This window comes from Paraburkholderia nodosa (assembly GCF_001718195.1).
GTDB lineage: Bacteria > Pseudomonadota > Gammaproteobacteria > Burkholderiales > Burkholderiaceae > Paraburkholderia > Paraburkholderia nodosa_A.
The window spans coordinates 322,069-339,116 of the sequence record NZ_MCNV01000004.1; the positions used below are offsets into that span (position 1 = coordinate 322,069).

At 64.6% G+C, this 17,048-nt stretch carries 14 protein-coding genes; 12 read left to right on the forward strand and 2 right to left on the reverse strand.

Annotated elements, in window-relative coordinates:
- Nucleotide 1: 1 nt before the first annotated feature.
- Nucleotides 2-1,174, reverse strand: coding sequence for an epoxide hydrolase family protein (locus BFD71_RS10735; RefSeq protein ID WP_069263308.1), 1,173 nt, complete (start codon nucleotides 1,172-1,174; stop codon nucleotides 2-4).
- 370 nt (nucleotides 1,175-1,544) lie between these two features.
- Here BFD71_RS10735 and BFD71_RS10740 point away from each other — a divergent pair, with 370 nt between their 5' ends.
- The 4 genes from BFD71_RS10740 to BFD71_RS10755 all read left to right on the forward strand — a co-directional run bounded on the left by BFD71_RS10740 (nucleotide 1,545) and on the right by BFD71_RS10755 (nucleotide 7,232).
- On the forward strand, nucleotides 1,545-2,570 hold the full coding sequence (locus BFD71_RS10740; protein ID WP_069263309.1) for an amidohydrolase family protein: 1,026 nt from the start codon (nucleotides 1,545-1,547) through the stop codon (nucleotides 2,568-2,570).
- 88 nt (nucleotides 2,571-2,658) lie between these two features.
- Entirely contained in the window at nucleotides 2,659-3,387 is a 729-nt protein-coding gene (locus BFD71_RS10745) for a substrate-binding domain-containing protein (protein WP_069263310.1), read from the forward strand.
- 196 nt (nucleotides 3,388-3,583) lie between these two features.
- A complete protein-coding gene (locus BFD71_RS10750; RefSeq protein ID WP_069263311.1) occupies nucleotides 3,584-5,359 on the forward strand; it encodes a tannase/feruloyl esterase family alpha/beta hydrolase in 1,776 nt (591 codons plus the stop codon).
- Between the two features lie 523 nt (nucleotides 5,360-5,882).
- Nucleotides 5,883-7,232 carry an MFS transporter gene (locus tag BFD71_RS10755; RefSeq protein WP_069263317.1) on the forward strand — a complete coding sequence of 450 codons (1,350 nt, stop codon included), beginning with the start codon at nucleotides 5,883-5,885 and terminating at the stop codon, nucleotides 7,230-7,232.
- Nucleotides 7,233-7,352: 120 nt separating this feature from the next.
- On the opposite strand, the gene BFD71_RS10760 is transcribed toward BFD71_RS10755, so the two are convergent.
- Nucleotides 7,353-8,936, reverse strand: a complete 1,584-nt coding sequence (locus tag BFD71_RS10760) for a methyl-accepting chemotaxis protein (protein WP_069263320.1) — start codon at nucleotides 8,934-8,936, stop codon at nucleotides 7,353-7,355.
- A 484-nt stretch (nucleotides 8,937-9,420) separates the two neighbouring features.
- On the opposite strand from BFD71_RS10760, the gene BFD71_RS10765 reads away from it, so the two are divergent.
- The 8 genes from BFD71_RS10765 to BFD71_RS10800 are packed head-to-tail and all read left to right on the forward strand — an operon-like array spanning nucleotide 9,421 to nucleotide 16,983.
- The gene (locus tag BFD71_RS10765) at nucleotides 9,421-10,461 is read left to right on the forward strand and encodes a sialidase family protein (RefSeq protein WP_069263322.1); all 1,041 of its coding nucleotides are present in this window, start codon (nucleotides 9,421-9,423) and stop codon (nucleotides 10,459-10,461) included.
- A 19-nt stretch (nucleotides 10,462-10,480) separates the two neighbouring features.
- On the forward strand, nucleotides 10,481-11,341 hold the full coding sequence (locus tag BFD71_RS10770; RefSeq protein WP_069263324.1) for an HpcH/HpaI aldolase family protein: 861 nt from the start codon (nucleotides 10,481-10,483) through the stop codon (nucleotides 11,339-11,341).
- A 39-nt stretch (nucleotides 11,342-11,380) separates the two neighbouring features.
- Nucleotides 11,381-12,322 carry an ABC transporter substrate-binding protein gene (locus BFD71_RS10775; protein ID WP_069263326.1) on the forward strand — a complete coding sequence of 314 codons (942 nt, stop codon included), beginning with the start codon at nucleotides 11,381-11,383 and terminating at the stop codon, nucleotides 12,320-12,322.
- Between the two features lie 27 nt (nucleotides 12,323-12,349).
- Nucleotides 12,350-13,246, forward strand: coding sequence for a hypothetical protein (locus BFD71_RS10780; RefSeq protein ID WP_069263331.1), 897 nt, complete (start codon nucleotides 12,350-12,352; stop codon nucleotides 13,244-13,246).
- A 49-nt stretch (nucleotides 13,247-13,295) separates the two neighbouring features.
- Nucleotides 13,296-14,228: a VOC family protein gene (locus BFD71_RS10785; protein ID WP_176732858.1), complete on the forward strand. Its 933-nt coding sequence runs from the start codon at nucleotides 13,296-13,298 to the stop codon at nucleotides 14,226-14,228.
- Between the two features lie 37 nt (nucleotides 14,229-14,265).
- Nucleotides 14,266-15,276 carry an amidohydrolase family protein gene (locus BFD71_RS10790; RefSeq protein WP_069263334.1) on the forward strand — a complete coding sequence of 337 codons (1,011 nt, stop codon included), beginning with the start codon at nucleotides 14,266-14,268 and terminating at the stop codon, nucleotides 15,274-15,276.
- A gap of 26 nt (nucleotides 15,277-15,302) precedes the next feature.
- Nucleotides 15,303-16,082 carry an SDR family oxidoreductase gene (locus BFD71_RS10795; RefSeq protein ID WP_069263336.1) on the forward strand — a complete coding sequence of 260 codons (780 nt, stop codon included), beginning with the start codon at nucleotides 15,303-15,305 and terminating at the stop codon, nucleotides 16,080-16,082.
- Nucleotides 16,083-16,125: 43 nt separating this feature from the next.
- A complete protein-coding gene (locus BFD71_RS10800) occupies nucleotides 16,126-16,983 on the forward strand; it encodes a fumarylacetoacetate hydrolase family protein (protein ID WP_069263339.1) in 858 nt (285 codons plus the stop codon).
- The last annotated feature ends 65 nt before the right edge of the window (nucleotides 16,984-17,048 follow it).

Here is a 17,048-nt window from a genome sequence, read left to right on the forward strand (position 1 = left end):
TTCATTCCCGAAACCGTTTAAAGAAGCGGCGAATGTCGGCCGCGAGAAGATCGGGCTCTTCCATGGCGGCGAAATGGCCGCCGCGCGGCATGTCGGTCCATTGCGCGACATCGAACACGCGCCCGAGCCACGACCGCGGCGGATGATTGATCTCCTTGGGAAAGCGCGCGAAGGCGACGGGCGGCGCCACGCGTTGCCCGGCCGCGAAGCGAAACGGCTGAAGACGGTTCTCCCAGTACATCTGCATGGATGTGCCGATGCTGCCGGTGAACCAGTACAGTGAAAGATCCGTGAGCAAGCTGTCCTTCGAGAACCGGCGCTCGATGTCACCGTCGCAGTCGCTCCATGCGCGAAACTTCTCGCCGATCCACGCGGCCAGTCCCGCGGGAGAGTCGTTGAGCGCCGCTGCCGCCGTCTGCGGCTTCGTGCTGTGCATATGCGCGTAGCCGCCCTCCAGCGCCGCCCAGTCGGTCTTTTCGCGCAGATAGGCCTGTTCCGCCGGGGTGAGCGGGGCTTGCGCGGCGTCGATTGCCGGTTCGTAGGAGCTGGGCAGGAAGTTCAGGTGGATGCCCTCGACGGCCTGGCTGTGCCGCGCGGCGAGCGCAATGGACACGCCCGCGCCGAGGTCGCCGCCCTGCGCACCGAAACGCTCGTAGCCGAGACCGCGCATCAGCGCGGCCCACACGTCTGCGATCTGGAACGCGGAGGTGCCGGGCGCTTCCGGCGCGGGTGAAAAGGCAAAGCCCGGCAGCGACGGGACGACGACGTCGAACGCTTCGGCCGGGTCCGCGCCGAATGCGGCGGGGTCGCAGAGCCGGTCGAGCAGCGCATGGAATTCGACGAACGACCCCGGCCAGCCGTGCGTGATGACGAGCGGATAGGGCTTCGGGCCCGCGCCGCGCCGATGCACGAAGTGCACGCGCTGGCCACCTGCGCCACCCGCACCGCCTACTTCGGCCATGAACTGCGGCAACTGGTTCAGCGCGCGTTCGGCGCCGCGCCAGTCGTATTCGTCTGCCCAATACGCGACGAGCTCGCGCAGCCACGCAGTGTCGGCCCCTTGTTGCCACGCCGGCGAGGGCGTGGCGTTGGCCCAGCGCGTGGCGCGCAAACGCCGGCGCAGGTCGTCGAGTGCCTCTTCGGGAACGCGAATTTCGAATCGGTCGATATGCATGGTGGTTCATCCGTACGCTGGCAGGCCGAGGAACTGACGATTATGAGCGAATTCGCCGCAGCGCACCGGCCGCCCCCAGGGACCCTTCGAATTCCATCGATCGCTTACCAGATGTTTATCGAGCCATCAATTTAATTTATCGGCATTTGGCCGGCGCGGCAGGGCGGTGCGCCGCCTCATCCGGGCGAGGCGGCGCGGCGCAAACCCCACGGCGTCCATGGTTGCCGGTATTTTCCGCCGTCGGCTCCCGCACTCGCTTATTGGCGCCAGCGGTATTATTTGCGCAGTCTAGGTAATAGCCCTGGCTACTAGCGCGGTGGGGCCAATTCGTACCGTAGCGCCACGCTTCGAATCAGCAGCAGAGGTCCCAATGATCATCGACATTCACGGCCACTACACTACGGCGCCCGCAGCGCTGGAGGCGTGGCGCAAACGCCAGATAGCGGGCATCGCCCATCCGTCCGGGATGCCGAAGGTATCGGAGCTGAAGATCAGCGACGACGAATTGCGCGAATCGATCGAACTCAATCAGCTCAAGCTGATGCGCGAGCGCGGTCTCGATCTGACGATTTTCAGCCCGCGCGCGAGTTTCATGGCCCATCACATTGGCGACTTCGAGGTGTCGAGCACCTGGGCCGCGATCTGCAATGAGCTGTGCCACCGCGTGAGCGAGCTTTTTCCGGAGCATTTCGTGCCGGCCGCGATGCTGCCGCAAAGCCCGGGTGTCGATCCCGCCACGTGCGTGCCGGAACTCGTCAAGTGCGTGGAGCAGTACGGCAATGTAGCGGTCAACCTGAACCCCGATCCCTCGGGCGGCCACTGGACGAGCCCGCCGCTTTCCGATCGCCACTGGTACCCGATCTACGAGAAGCTCGTCGAATACGACATTCCCGCGATGATCCACGTAAGCACGAGCTGCAACGCGTGCTTCCACACCACGGGCGCGCACTACCTGAACGCGGACACGACTGCGTTCGTGCAGTGCCTGACGTCGGACCTGTTCCGCGATTTCCCCACGCTGCGTTTCGTGATTCCGCACGGCGGCGGCGCGGTGCCCTATCACTGGGGACGCTTCCGCGGTCTCGCGCAGGAGCTGAAGAAACCGCCGTTCAGCGAGCATCTGCTGAATAACGTGTTCTTCGACACCTGCGTCTATCACCAACCCGGCATCGACTTGCTCACGCGCGTGATTCCCGTGGACAACATTCTGTTCGCGAGCGAAATGATCGGTGCGGTGCGCGGCATCGACCCGGAAACGGGCCACAACTACGACGACACGAAGCGCTATATCGAAGCCGCGCATGTCGATGCCGCGGATCGCTACAAGATTTACGAAGGCAACGCGCGCCGCGTGTATCCGCGCCTCGACGCGCGGCTCAAGGCAAAGGGGTTGTGAGCGCGCGCGTAGCGGCTCGCAGTCCATGCGACACCAGCGAAGCGCAAGACAAGGCGGCCTCGCTCACTCTGGACTGAAACGGAAGTCAATGACAAAGGACGATGTGAAAAGCAACGCCGCACTGGCGGGGGTTGGGTCGATGGCGACGCGTCTCCTGCTCGCGGACCTCGCCGAGCAATACGAGCGTGAAACGGGGCAGCGGCTGACCGTTGCGGCGATAGGCGGCGTGGAAGCCGCGCGCCGCGTGCAGGCCGGCGCGGCATTCGATTTCGCCGTGCTGGCCTCGGCGGCGATCGACCGCCTGGCGGCGGGCGGGCACCTCGTCGGTGCGCGCATGGACGTCGTGCGCTCCGGCATGGCGGCGGCCGTCGCCGCCGGCGCGGCGCACCCGGATATCGGCACCGAGGACGCACTGCGCGAGACGATGCTGCGCGCGGCGCGCATCGGCTATTCGACGGGGCCTAGCGGCGACCATCTGTTGCGGCTGGTCGAGCGCTGGGGCGTGGCCGAAACGCTCAGGCCGCGCCTCGTGATGGCGCGGCCGGGCGTGCCGGTGGCGAGCCTGATCGCGGCCGGTGAGGTCGAGATCGGCTTTCAGCAATTGAGCGAGCTAAAGGATGTGCCGGGCGTGGAAGTGATCGGGCCGCTCCCGGCCGGGGCGCAACTCGTCACGGTCTTTTCCGCGGCGATCTGTGCGGTGTCGCAGCAGCGGCAGGCGGCAGCGGATTTCCTCGCGTTCCTCGGTTCGGCGCGCGCCGAGGCGACCAAGCGGGCGTTCGGCATGGAGCCGGCCGGCAGCGCGGCGTACGGGCCGTAGCAGGGCACGAGCAAGACGGCAATAAGGGAAATAGAAGGGGCAATATAGAAGGGGCAATAACGCGATTGGATTGGACATTTCATGTCGCATGGTCTACGTATCCAAAGTAATTAGGCTTACTAATCAGAAAAAACAGAATCGGAGGCGTGAAAGTGAATCAGAAAAAAAACAGGACGTACGACACCAGGAGGCAAGCATGAGAAACCTGCATACCCGATGGCTTTTCACGAGCGTGCGCGCTCGTGCCGCCTCGCTGCTCTCGCTGTTCGCGCTCTTCGCGGCGGCCACGCTCGTGGCCGCGTGCGGCAGTGGCGGTAGTGGCAGCAGTAGCGCCGATGCATCGAAAGCGCCGCTTGCAGTCGTGGCGCCCGTGGTGGATTGCTCGAAGCTTGCGTCGGTCGATATCACCGATATTGGCGGCGCGGGCAGCGCGATTACTTCGGCTAGCGTGACCACGGCGACCATCAACGGTGCTTCTGTCAACTTCTGTACCGTAAAGGGCACGCTCGCGCCTTCGAATACGTTCGAAGTGGCACTGCCGGTGAGCACGTGGACGCAGCGCTTTGCGGCGCTGGGCTGTGGAGGCCTGTGCGGCAACCTGAGCGACCCGACCCAGCAGTCGTCGTTCAGCTTCAGCTACACGTGCCCGCTCGTGCAGGAAGGCGGCTTCGTGACGGCGGCGACCGACATGGGCCACTCGGGCAACGACACGACGTGGACTACGGACCCGCAAAAACAGGCCGATTTCGCCTATCGCGGGCAGCACATCACGACGCTCACGGCGGAGAAGCTCATCAAGGCGTACTACGGCCAGACGCAGAAGTACGCGTACTTCATCGGCTGCTCGGACGGCGGCCGCGAAGCGCTGATGGCCGCCCAACGCTATCCGAACGACTATAACGGCATCATTGCGGGCGCGCCGGCTGCGCACTTCCAGATCCAGAACTCGCTGTATCACGGCTGGAGCGTGGAGTCGCAAAGCACGACCGGCGACAGCACCGGCAACGCCGTTCTGTACGCCGACAAGGCGCTCGTGCTGCACAAGGCAGTCATCGCGGCATGCGGCGGCCAGGCGGGTGTGCCCGATGGTCTGATCGCCGATCCGCGCACCTGCAATTTCGATCCCGCATCGATCCAGTGTGCGCAGGGCGCGACGAACACGAGCAACTGTCTGACCGCAGCCGAAGTCGCCACCGCGAGCAAGATCTATGGCGGACCGGTCGACGCGACAACGGGTGAGCGCATGCTGGCCGGCTCCCCGCAGATGGGCTCGGAGGAGAACTGGGTCGGCGTGGAAGTGCCCACGACGAATTCGACGGCCACGCCGGTATCGGTGAAGAGCCTGTTCAGCTACATGATCGTGACGGGTGCTTATAACCTGATCTTCACGGGCTCGCCCACCATGCCGACCATCGACACCTTCGGCTACACGGATGCGAACTTCTACCCGACCTACCTGCAGGTCAACCATCCGCTGATGGACGCGACGAACCCCGATCTATCGGCGTTCAAGAAGGCGGGCGGCAAGCTGATCCTGTGGCACGGCTGGGCGGATCAACACATTTCGCCGCTCTTCACGATCCAGTACTACGAAGCGATGCAGAACACGATGGGCGCTTCGAACGTGAGCGATTTCGCGCGCCTGTACCTCGTGCCCGGCGTGGCCCACTGCGGCGGCGGCGAAGGCTTCCCGAACATCGACCTCGTCTCGCAGATCACGGCGTGGGCCGAGCAGGGCACGGCGCCGAATACGGTCATGACGTACCAGACCGATTCGTCGAACAACGTGACGGCCAGCCGCCCGGTTTATCCGTACCCGGCCGTCGCGCAGTTCACGGGCACCGGCGACTGGCACCTCGGTGCGAACTGGACGCAGGGCGCACCGCTGTACAACCAGCCGACGCATACCTGGACAGGCTCGAGCTTCTATGCGACGTACACGCCGACTACGCAGGGTGTTGCCGCGCCTTAACGGGTGAATTTCCGGCACACTCGTTTGATTCGACGTTGAACCGGCCAGCCCTTCGGGGCTGGTTTTGTTTTGGAAGCGATAACTGAATCGCATGGCACATGCGGGGCATGGGCAGCGGCTCGAACGGCGCCGCCGCCTCGAAAAGCGGCGCGTAGGGAAGCGGCCCCCGGCGATGTAGCGGCAACTGAATTCCGCACGATCGTCCAGCGCGTTTGCGAATCCTTTCGGAGAACATCGATTTTGTTTATCACGCTGGATTCGATTCCAGCCCCGGCCCGCGTCGGGCAAAGCGCGGGCCGAATGCGCACGGCCTTTACGCGGCGCGGCTTCCCGGGCGGTATCGCGGGTGCGAGCGTGCGGGAATCGCCCATGCGGACGGGCAAGGACGTATCCAATATGTGGTTAACCCGTACTTTTAGACGCGGGGTTGGCCATCTATCGTGCCCCCGACGGATAGCAGTTCGTAGATATTCGACTCGGGCACGAGCGAGCGGCAGACCACAGAACGGACAGGAGACTAGAAATGCCTGGCAGCAAAATAATCGATATCAAGGCGTTCATCGACGAACGCCACATTTCGGCCTATCAGTGGCTACTGGTGGCGCTGTGCTTCCTCGCGGTGACCGCCGATGGCATGGACGTGGCCATCATGGGCTTCGTCGCGCCCTCCATCATTCACGAGTGGGGCATTTCGCGTCCCGAGTTCGGTCTCGTCATGAGCGCGGCGCCCATCGGCCTCGTGATCGGCGCGCTGGCCGCCGGCCCGGCTTCTGACCGCGTTGGCCGCAAGTGGGTGCTGATCACCTCCGTGTTCCTCTTCGGCGTGTTCACGATCCTCACGGCGTTCACGCAGTCGCCGGTTTCGATGGCGGCGCTGCGCGTGCTGACCGGCATCGGTCTTGGCGCGGCCATGCCGAACTCCACGACGCTGCTCTCGGAGTACTCGCCGCAACGCCGCCGCGCGCTGCTCATCACGATCATGTTCACGGGCTTCAACCTCGGCTCGGCGTTGATCGGCTTCGCAGCTGGCTGGCTCGTGCCGAACCACGGCTGGCGCGCGGTGCTGATTTTCGGCGGCGCCATTCCGCTCGCACTCGTGCCGCTGCAGGCCTGGCTGCTGCCGGAATCGGCGCGTCTGCTCGCCGTGCGGGGCGCCACGAGCAAGCGCATTGCCGCGACGCTGAACCGCGTGACCGGCGCGAACTTCGCAGGCGACGAGAACTTCGTTTCGACGGAGCCGCCGCTGCCCACGCGCAAGCCGATCGGCGTGCTGTTCTCGGAAGGCTATGGCGTGATGACCATCGCGCTGTGGGTCACGTATTTCATGGGTCTGCTCGTCATCTATCTGCTGACCGGCTGGCTGCCCACGCTGATCAAGGACGCGGGCCTCTCCATCACGGTGGCGGCGAACGTCACGGCCATGTTCCAGATCGGCGGCACGATCGGCGCCGTGCTGGTGGGCTGGATCATGGACAAGGTGCGCCCGGCGCGCGTGATCAGCGCGGCGTATGTCGGCGGCGGCATCTGCGTGCTGGCGCTGGCCGGTGTGGGGGCGCTTTCCTCGTCGCTCGCGCTGCTGGTGTTTGCCGCGGGCTTCTGCATGAGCGGTGCGCAAACGGGCCTGAACGCCTACGCACCGGGCCGTTATCCGACGGTTGCGCGTGCAACGGGTGTGAGCTGGATGTTGGGCATGGGCCGCTTTGGCAGCATCTTCGGCTCGGCCATCGGCGGTGCGCTGCTGGGTCTCGGCTGGGAATTCGCTGCGATTCTCGCCATGCTCGCCGTACCGGCGGTGCTCGCGGCGCTTGCGATCCTGCTTTCGCAGCGTGCGCGTCATTCGGAACCGGCTACGCAGGTGAGCGCGGCACACTGAGCTGGATTTAGCAACAGCGCTGGACTGATCGGCGCGGCGGTGCGAATTGCACTGCCGCGCCGTTTTTTTATTTGGTGTGAGAGCGGAGGCAGCGCCTCCGCTTTAGTGCCGTTCGGCTAGTCAAATCCTGAACGCACCCACCGTTTCGATCACGGTCTGCGCATTCCTGCCCAGCGTATGCGCCGAAATCGAAAAATGATTCACGAGTGCGCTGTCTTGTTGCGTGAGCGCTTCGATATGATCCAGAGCCTGATTGATCTCGGCGATGCGGGCGCTTTGTTCGCCGCTCGCGGTATTGATTTCGTCGATCAGCACGTTCACGTCGCGCACGGCCTGAACCGCCTGCTGCATTTTTCCCCGGGCGGTTTCGGTGAGCTGGCAGCCTTCCTGAACCTTCTGCGTCGAGTCGACGATCAGACCCGCGATTTCCTTGGCGGCCATCGCCGCGCGGCCGGCGAGATTGCGCACCTCGCTCGCCACCACGGCGAAACCGCGTCCGTGCTCGCCCGCGCGCGCCGCTTCCACGGCCGCGTTGAGCGCGAGAATATTGGTCTGGAAGGAAATTCCTTCGATTACCTGAATGATCTCGCCGATCTTGCGGGAGGCCTCTGTAATGCCCTGCATCGTCACCGTCATGGCTTCCACGGCGCGGCCGCTGTCTTCGGTAATTGCGCGCGCCTGGCCCGCACTGGTGGCGGCCTGACGCGCCGCATCGGCGGTCTGCCGCACGTTGGCCGCAATATGCTGCATCGAGGCCGCCGACTGCTCGAGGCTCGCCGCCTGCGATTCGGCTCGCGCCGAGAGCGTCTGGCTGCCTTCGGACACCGTCGCCGTGGCGGCGCTCATTCTCGCCATCTGGTCGCGCGCGTCGCCGACGATGGCGCGCATGTTCAGGCTGACCTGGTTGACCGACTGTTCGAGCTTGCCGACCACGCCGGTGGGCTTCCACGTGTTCTCGACCTTCTGTGTGAGATCGCCCATGGCGAGCCGCGTGGCCGCGCCCAGCAGCCGGCGCAGCGGATAGATGAACATGAAGCGCATGCGATATTCGGCCAGCACGCCGAACGCCACGCATGCGGCGAGGCCGATCGCCGTGCGTACGGGGGTGATCGCAGCGCCGCCGTCGATCAGGACGCCCGCGACCATGCCGGCCGCCGCGAGACCGCTCGTGAGCAGGTAGGTCTGCGTCTTCATGGTGGGATGCACGAAGCGCGCAAGCCGGCCCGCCATGTCCTTGCGCACGATTGCGCCTGCCTGCAGATGGTGCGCCTGCCGGCCAGCTCTTTGCTCCGCGAGCAAAGTCGCATACAGCGCCTCGGCCGCGCGAATCTGATCGCGCGAAGCGGCGGTGTGGACGGCCCGGTACGCGACGACGTGCTGCCCTTCGACGATGGGCGTGACGCCGGTCTGCACCCAGCAATGCCGTCCATGGCTGAAGCGGTTCTTCAGCACGCCGACCCACGGTTCACGCTTTTTCAGCGTGGCCCACATGTCGCGATACACCTCGGCGGGCATCTCGGGGTGGCGCACGACGTTATGAGGCTGCCCGATCAGGGCTTCGCGGGAAAGGCCGCTGGCTTCGATAAATGCGTCGTTACAGTAGGTGATCACGCCGCGCGTGTCGGTGGTGGAAACGAGCAGTTTTCCGGGCGGGAGAGCGGCTTCTCCCTGCTGGTTGGGTCGGGTCGATGTTTCGGTGTGCACTCGTGGTCTCCGTCGTTTTTTGATTGGGTTGTCCCGCTGTCCGCTGCTTATCGGCCGTTGTTTTCGATCATGAATAGGGCGGTTCGAGGCCAAAAATCGTCGCCGCGGCGAAGGAGGGGGATAAACGAAGCGAAGCGCCTGTGCGTGGGCCGGTGCGCGCGGGCTGAAAGGCCCATGGCATAAGGCTCGCACTGGAAAAGGTGGTGTGCGCAACGAGCTTGCACGCGGGTTGGCAGGCATCGCACCCGATAAGTTCTTCGCAAGTCTCCCAAAGCAGGTTCGATACGACCGTTCGAAAAGGGCTCAGCAAAAATCTATGACGGCGGCGCATTTCGAATGACAACGCGTAGCCGCGTCGCCCTACACTGCCTTCCGTCAGTTGAGAACAGACGTGACACGAGTCCGGATGAATCGACGCATGGCCGGTGCAAAGTGCAGCCGAACACGGTGAGCGGCGCGCCGGCACGATAACGATGGAGGCTTTATGCGCAAGGTAATGTTGGTCGGGACGGCGACGACGCGGCCCGAAGCCATTGGAACGCTGTTCAAGCTCGAACCCGGCGGTGAGTGGCAGCAGGTGAGCGATATTCCCGCCGATGCGTCGGTGCAGGCCATCACGCCGCATCCGAGCCGCGAGAACGTGGTCTACGTGGCTGCGCGCAAGGGCGTGTACCGCTCGACCGACGGCGGCGACACGTGGCAGCAACTGAACGTGACCGGCGAGAACGTGCAGTTCTGGACCGTCGTCGTGCATCCGCAAAAACCCGATGTGCTGTTCGCGGGGACGGGGCCGGTCGGCGTGTACCGGAGCGACGATGGCGGCGACACGTGGCGCAAGTGCAATGCGCACCACCCGGAGCGCTTCGAAATCCGCTTCGGCAATTCGCGCGTCATGCGCATTGCGTTTCATCCCACCAATGCGCAGATCATGTACGCGGTGGCCGAAATCAACGGCTTTCTCGTGAGCGAAGACGGCGGCGAAAACTGGCGCGGTGTGGCTGATGGCCTCGTGGCGCTCGCGGACAAGCCGCACCTGAAGAGCAAGATCGAAACCGACGACGATACCGAAGGCATGTTCGACGCGCATTCGGTTTGCACGACCACCGCCTCGCCGGATTCGCTGTTCTACGTCTGCCGGCTCGGCGTGTTCGAAAGCCATGACCTGGGCAAGACCTTCCGCGATCTGGAAGTCGGCAAGTTCGCGCCGTTCCAGTACGCCCGCGACTGCCGCTTCGTGCACGGTCAGCCGAAGAAGATGTATGCGTGCTTCAGCATCTCGTCGCGCAGCGCCGCGGGCGCGCTCTATGTGAGCGAGGACCTGGGCGCCACGTGGGCGCGCGCCGATGCCCAGGTCGAACCGCGCAGCACGATGATGGGCTTCGGCACCCACGTGAGCGACGCTGACGGCGTGATTACCGTGACGCGCGGCGGCCAGGTGTTCTTCACGACCGACGGCAGCAAGACCTGGACCGAAAAACAGTTGCCGGCGAATGCGGGTGACGCATTCTGCGGCGCGATGCTCTGAGCGCGGAGGAGTGAACGACATGGCTGAACGACTCAACGGTGTGATCCGCGCTCTCGAAACCGGACGCGGCATTGCTTTTACTTCCTTTATTCAGGCCGAAATCGAAAACGCGGTCAGCTTTGCGCAGTCGTCGAACGACGGCGTTGTGTTCGAAATGGAGCACACGCCCTGGGACATCGCCGCATTGCGCAACGCCATGCAGTTTTTGCTGCTGCGCGAGCGCATCGTGCGAGCGGGCACGGTTGCCTGCCAGATGACACCCATCGTGCGCATTCCGCCCAGCGGCAGCGAGATGAACCAGTGGTTCGCGAAGCAGGCCCTGGACCTCGGCGCATACGGCATCGTCTGGCCGCGCATCAGCACGCCCGAGCAGGCGTACAACGCGGTGGCGGCGTGCCGTTATCCGCGCCTGCCGAACCAGCCGCTTTACGAACCGGCCGGCCTGCGCGGCGACGCGCCCATGCCGGCGGCGCGCTACTGGGGTCTGTCGCAGCAGGAGTATTACCGCAAGGCCGACGTCTGGCCGCTCGCGCCCGAAGGCGAGATTCTCGTCACGCTGATGATCGAAGACGTCGCCGCCATCGAGAACCTCGAGGAGATGGTCAAGCGCGTGCCGGGCATCGGCGTGCTGCTGATCGGCGAGGGCGATCTCACCCAGGAACTGGGCTGCCCGCGCGACTACGACAACCCCGAGTTGCTGCGCCTGATGGCGCACGTGCGCGAGATTGGCCGCGCCTACAACATTCCGGTTGGCCATCCGCACGTGAACGAGGGCAACGTGTCGCGCGTGATCGAGGAGGGCTACCGCTTCCTCACGACGTTCCCGAAGCGCGATTTCGGCGCGCTGGACAAGGGCCGTCAACTCGTGGGCCGCGTGTGAACGCCGTGCAACCTGACGAAGCAACACGGGAACGTCAACATGACTGAAAAACTGTCGATCGTGCTTGGCCGTCACGGCCAGGTCGAGGATTTGCGCAGCGGCGCGGTGCAGGCGGAAGGCGTCGAACTCGACTTCATCGAGATCAAGCGCATGCCCGACGCCTATCGCAGCATGGCACGCAGCCAGCCTTACGACATCTGCGAAATGGCGCCGACGTCCTATCTCATGGCGGTGGCGGCCGGCGCGCCGATCACGGCGCTCGCGCTTCCGATGACACGGCGGTTTCGCCACGCGGGCCTGCAGCGGCTGCGCGAATCGTCGATTCGCCATCCCAGGGATCTGGAGGGGCGGGCCGTTGGCGTACGCGCGTATTCGGTTACGGCGGCCGTGTGGACGCGCGGCATCCTCGCCGAGGAATACGGCGTCGATTTTGGCAAGGTGACGTGGCTCACCGAAGAAGAAGAAAACGTCGAGTCCTTCGTGCCGCCCGCCAATGTGCGGCGCGTGGCGAACGATACGTCGCTTGCCGCCATGATGGAAGCGGGCGAAATCGAAGCGGCATTCGGCGGTCTCGCCGGGGTGGGCGCGGATCTGGACGACCGCCTCGTGGACCTCGTCGAGAACGCCGCGGCGCAAGAGGCCGACTGGTATCGCCGCACGGGCATTTACCCGCTGCACGGCGTGATCGTGGTGCGCAACGACGTGCTGGCGCGAATGCCGGGTTTGCCGCGTCGTCTATTCGCGGCCTTCGTCTCGGCGAAGGAAAACTACCTCGCCCGCGTGCAAAGCGGTGCGGCGGACGGCGCGGAAGACAAGCGCTACCGCCGCCTCGCGGAACTCGTTGGCGATCCGCTGCCCTACGGCCTCGCGCAGAACGCAAGATCGTTCGACGCGCTGGTGCGCTACGCCCACACGCAGCGGCTGATTCCGGAGCTAGCGCCAATCGCTTCGGTGTTTCTCGACCCGGCTGCCGATGCATAGGGTTCCATATTAATCAGGAGGCAGACGATGACAACCGTTCAAACCCTCTCCATCCCGACGATGCTGGGGACCTACCCCAAGACGCAGCCTCTGAAGGACGGCACGCTCGCTTCGCCGCTCGTGCATCTGGATTTCGCCGCGGTGGACACCGCACAAAAGGCCTTCAAGGACGTCGTGCGCCATGAGAAGTACGATGTGGCCGAGCTGGCGATCATCACCTTCCTGCAGGCGTTCGAGGCAGGCAAGCCATATGTGATGCTGCCGTTCGTGATGAACGGGGGCTTTCACCACAAGAGCATCGTGGTGCGTGACGACGCGACCTTCACCGCAAGCGAGCTGGCCGGGCGCAAGGTGGCGATGCGCGCTTACACGCAGACCACGCCGACGTGGGTACGTGGCATCCTCACCGATGACTTCGGCGTGCGTCTTCCCGACGTGCGGTGGTTGAGCCAGGAGGGCGCGCACGTGGCGGACTACGAGGAACCCGCGTGGGTTGCGCGGCTCGAATCGACCGCGAGCCTCGAAGACATGCTGCGCGCGGGCGAGGTGGACGCCATCATCGCGGGCGGCGGGCTTTCGGGCGAGCCGGGCATTCGTCCGCTGATTCCCGCGCCGGCCGAGGCCGCCGCCGCGTGGCAGGCGCGCAACCACGCGGTGCCGATCAACCACGTGGTGACGGTCAAGCGCTCGCTTGCGCAGTCCCACCCGGAAGCCGTGCGCGAGGTTTATCGCCTGCTGGGCGAGGCGAAGGAACGCGCGCAGCAGGGCAAACCGCAGGGCGCGATCGATCTGCAACCCACAGGATTCGACAAGCTGGCCCCGGCCGTAGAACTGGCCATTCGCTACGCCTTCGAGCAGCGGCTCATTTCGCGCCGTTATACGCTCGAAGAGTTGTATGGCCCCGTGGCCGATATTCTCGGCTAAGGGCGCACACGCATCACACAGCACCACAGCACACGATACGGAGACACACTTGGCTTCGACCATTTCAGGCATGGCCCACGTCCGGCTGAGCGCCCCCGATCTCGGGCGCATGGAAGCCTTTCTCGATGACTTCGGCATGGTGAAAGTCCATCGCGACGACCAGCGCCTCTACATGCGCGGCGTGGGCGAAGCGCCTTTTCTGCACGTAACCGAACTGGGCGAGCCCGGCGTCATAAGTTGTGCGTATGAATTGCGCGACGCCGCGCTGCTCGCGGATCTCGCGAAGCTGCCCGGCGCGCGCGGCATCGAGCATATCGACGAACCCGGTGGCGGCCGTCGCGTGCGGCTACAGGACCCCAACGGCTTGTGGCTGGAGTTCGTCACGGAGCGCGAACCGGTTGCGCGGCTTGCACCGCGCGCGCTCGTGCGCGACGCGCAAGGCGAGAGCCGCGTGCTGGGCCCGGCACGCGTGGAGCGCATCGCGCATACGGCGTTCGCCACGCCGAACCTGCCCGGTTCGATCGAGTGGTATCAACGTACGCTCGGCGTGATGCCCACCGACGAACTGTTCGTGGGCGAACCCGAGAACGTGATCGGCCAGTTCAATCGCATCGATCTCGGCGACACGCCCGTCGACCATCACATCGTCTTCCTGCTGCGGGGGCCGCGTGCCGGTCTGCATCACGTGTCGTACCAGGTGGAGGGCGTGGACGACATCTTCTTCGGCTACGACCACCTTCATCAGCGCGAATACGACCACGTGCGCGGCATTGGCCGCCATGCGCTGGGCAGCCAGATTTTCGACTACTGGATGAGCCCCTTCGGCCAGATGCACGAGCACTGGATCTCGCAGGAGCGCATGACGGCGAAAAGCCGCTTCAACTCTATCCGCATCGGCGACGGCATGAGCTACGACACCGGCGAAAAGCCGCCTGAGCGCTTCGTCAAGCAGGCGACGCCCCTCGTGGTGTGGCAGGACTAGTCGCTCGTTCCTTTATCAACGAACCAGGTAGCGTTCCATGATCATCGATTGTCACGGTCACTTCACGACCGTTCCCAAGACGCTGCACGAATGGCGGCGCAGGCAGCTCGAACACGCGGGCCCCGTGTACGGCGCGCCGCTGCAGATCAGCGACGACGAATTGCGCGAGGCGCTGGAAGGCGGCCAGCTCAAGGTCCAGCGCGAGCGCGGCCTCGATCTCACGCTGTTTTCGCCGATCGCGGGCCAGATGGGCCACCACCTCGGCACGCTGGAGCAGGGCATCGAATGGGCGCGCGTGTGCAACGACCTCATTCATCGCGTGGTACAGCTGTATCCGGAGAACTTCGCCGGCGTGTGCCAGCTGCCGCAGTCGACGGGCAAGGACGTGAGCGCCTGCGTGGCCGAACTGGAACGCTGCGTGAAGGAGCTGGGGTTCGTCGGCTGCAATCTGAATCCCGATCCTTCGGGCGGCTACTGGACCGATCCGCCGCTCACGGACCGTCACTACTATCCGCTCTACGAGAAGATGGTCGAACTCGACGTGCCGGCCATGATCCACGTGAGCAGTTCGTGCAACCCGTGCTTTCACCACGTGGGCGCACATTATCTGAACGGCGACACCACGGCATTCATGCAGTTCCTGCTCGCGCCGCAGCTGTTCAAGGACTTCCCCATGCTGCGCTTCGTGATTCCGCATGGCGGCGGCGCGGTGCCGTATCACTGGGGGCGTTATCGCGGGCTGGCGCAGGACATGGGCTTCCAGGCGCTCGAAGAAGGTCTGATGAGCAATCTCTTCTTCGACACCTGCGTGTATCACCAGGCGGGCGTGAACCTGCTCACCGAAGTCGTGCCGCACAAGAACATCCTGTTCGGCTCGGAGATGATTGGCGCGGTGAAAGGCATCGACCCGCGCACGGGCCACCACTACGACGACACGAAGCGCTACGTCAGCGCCACGCCGCATCTGTGCAGCGAACATCGTCACGACGTGTTCTGCAACAACGCACTCAATGTCTATCCCGGCCTGAAGTATCGCTGCCAGGACTGAAGCAACAATAACGCGAGAGATAACCCATGGATCTTGGAATCGCAGGAAAGACGGCGCTCGTCTGCGCGTCGTCGCGCGGCCTCGGCCTCGCATGCGCCACCGCGCTGGCGCGCGAGGGCTGCCGTGTGTACATCAACGGCCGTCATGCCGACGGGCTCGAAACCGCCGCGCAGCAAATCGAGGCGGCAACGGGCAACCGTGCGCACATCGTCGTCGCGGACCTGAATACGGAAGCGGGGCGCGAAGCGCTCGTCGCCGCGTGTCCGGCGCCGGACATTCTGGTGAACAACAACGCCGGACCGGAGCCGGGTAAGATCGCCGACTGGACCCGCGAGGACTGGCTGGGCGCCGTGGAAGGCAACATGCTCGCGCCGATCTTCCTCATCAAGCAGTACGTGCCCGGAATGCGCAGCCGCAAGTTCGGCCGCATCGTCAATATCACCTCCGCGATGGTGAAGTCGCCGAGCGCAATGATGGGCCTTTCCGCCGCCGTGCGCGCCGGCCTGACTGCCCTCAGCAAATCGGTGCAGCGCGACTCCGTGGTGGACAACGTCACGATCAACAACATGCTGCCCGAGCGTTTCGACACCGACCGTCAGCGCTATATGGCCGAGCGCATGTCGAAAAAGGACGGCATCACGGTGGCGGAAGCCAAACAGCGCATTGCCGCGACGATTGCCGCGAAGCGCCTGGGCGACCCCATGGAGTTCGGCGACGCCTGTGCTTTCCTGTGCAGCGCACAGGCGGGCTATATCTCGGGACAGAACCTGCAGCTCGACGGCGGCTCTTATGCCGGGCTCGTCTAACGCGCATGCAACGCACACGTCACCCATTCAGAGGAGATTTTCGATGAAATACGCGAGCTTTTCGGTAGAAGGGCGCGATACCTACGGCATCGTCGATGGCGACAAGGTGATCGATCTCGGCAAGCGCATCGGCGCCGACTACCCCACGCTCAAGGCGCTTTGCGCCGCCGCCCTGCCGCACGAAGTTGCACGGGCGGTGGCCGGTCAGGCCGATTACGCACTGGCGGACATCACGTTCTTGCCGCCCATTGCCGACCCGACGCATATCTGGTGTCTCGCGCTCAATTACGTCGAGCACCACAACGAAGTGCAGAGCGCGGGCCGCGTGCAGGAACTGCCGAAGCAGCCGGCGCTGTTTGCGCGCGCAAGCGATTCGCTGGCAGCGCACGGACAGCCGTTGCGCCATCCGGGGGTTTCGGAACAGTTCGACTACGAAGGCGAACTGGTCGTGGTGATCGGCAAGCCGGGCTATCGCGTGAAAGCGGAAGATGCCTTCGAGCACGTGGCGGGCTACACGATTATGAACGAGGGCAGCGTGCGCGACTGGCAGTTCCACACGCGCCAGATCACGCCGGGCAAGAACTTCTACCAGAGCGGCGCGATCGGCCCCTGGATCGTGCCGCGCGGCGAAGTGGGCGACGTGGATACGCTGCGCATCCAGACCAGGCTCAACGGTCAGGTCATGCAGGACGACACCGTGGCCAGCATGGTGCACAAGATTCCGCGCTTCATCGAGTATGTTTCGGCGATCGCGCCGCTGTGCCCCGGCGACATTCTCGCCACGGGCACGCCGAGCGGCGTGGGTTTTTCGCGCACGCCGCCGGTGTTCATGAAGCCCGGCGACGAGTGCGAGATCATCATCGACCGCATCGGCACGCTGCGCAACAAGGTGACCGGGTAGCAGACCTGGTCGCGCGCTGCGCTGTGGTATATCGATCGTATGTCTCGCTCATCACGTTCATTGCG

Coding starts and splice junctions, on each gene's coding strand:
- BFD71_RS10735 (WP_069263308.1), bottom strand. CDS start 1,174: ATGCATATCGACCGATTCGAAATTCGCGTTCCCGAAGAGGCACTCGAC.
- BFD71_RS10765 (WP_069263322.1), top strand. CDS start 9,421: ATGCGCAAGGTAATGTTGGTCGGGACGGCGACGACGCGGCCCGAAGCC.
- BFD71_RS10755 (WP_069263317.1), top strand. CDS start 5,883: ATGCCTGGCAGCAAAATAATCGATATCAAGGCGTTCATCGACGAACGC.
- BFD71_RS10800 (WP_069263339.1), top strand. CDS start 16,126: ATGAAATACGCGAGCTTTTCGGTAGAAGGGCGCGATACCTACGGCATC.
- BFD71_RS10775 (WP_069263326.1), top strand. CDS start 11,381: ATGACTGAAAAACTGTCGATCGTGCTTGGCCGTCACGGCCAGGTCGAG.
- BFD71_RS10795 (WP_069263336.1), top strand. CDS start 15,303: ATGGATCTTGGAATCGCAGGAAAGACGGCGCTCGTCTGCGCGTCGTCG.
- BFD71_RS10750 (WP_069263311.1), top strand. CDS start 3,584: ATGAGAAACCTGCATACCCGATGGCTTTTCACGAGCGTGCGCGCTCGT.
- BFD71_RS10780 (WP_069263331.1), top strand. CDS start 12,350: ATGACAACCGTTCAAACCCTCTCCATCCCGACGATGCTGGGGACCTAC.
- BFD71_RS10745 (WP_069263310.1), top strand. CDS start 2,659: ATGACAAAGGACGATGTGAAAAGCAACGCCGCACTGGCGGGGGTTGGG.
- BFD71_RS10790 (WP_069263334.1), top strand. CDS start 14,266: ATGATCATCGATTGTCACGGTCACTTCACGACCGTTCCCAAGACGCTG.
- BFD71_RS10770 (WP_069263324.1), top strand. CDS start 10,481: ATGGCTGAACGACTCAACGGTGTGATCCGCGCTCTCGAAACCGGACGC.
- BFD71_RS10740 (WP_069263309.1), top strand. CDS start 1,545: ATGATCATCGACATTCACGGCCACTACACTACGGCGCCCGCAGCGCTG.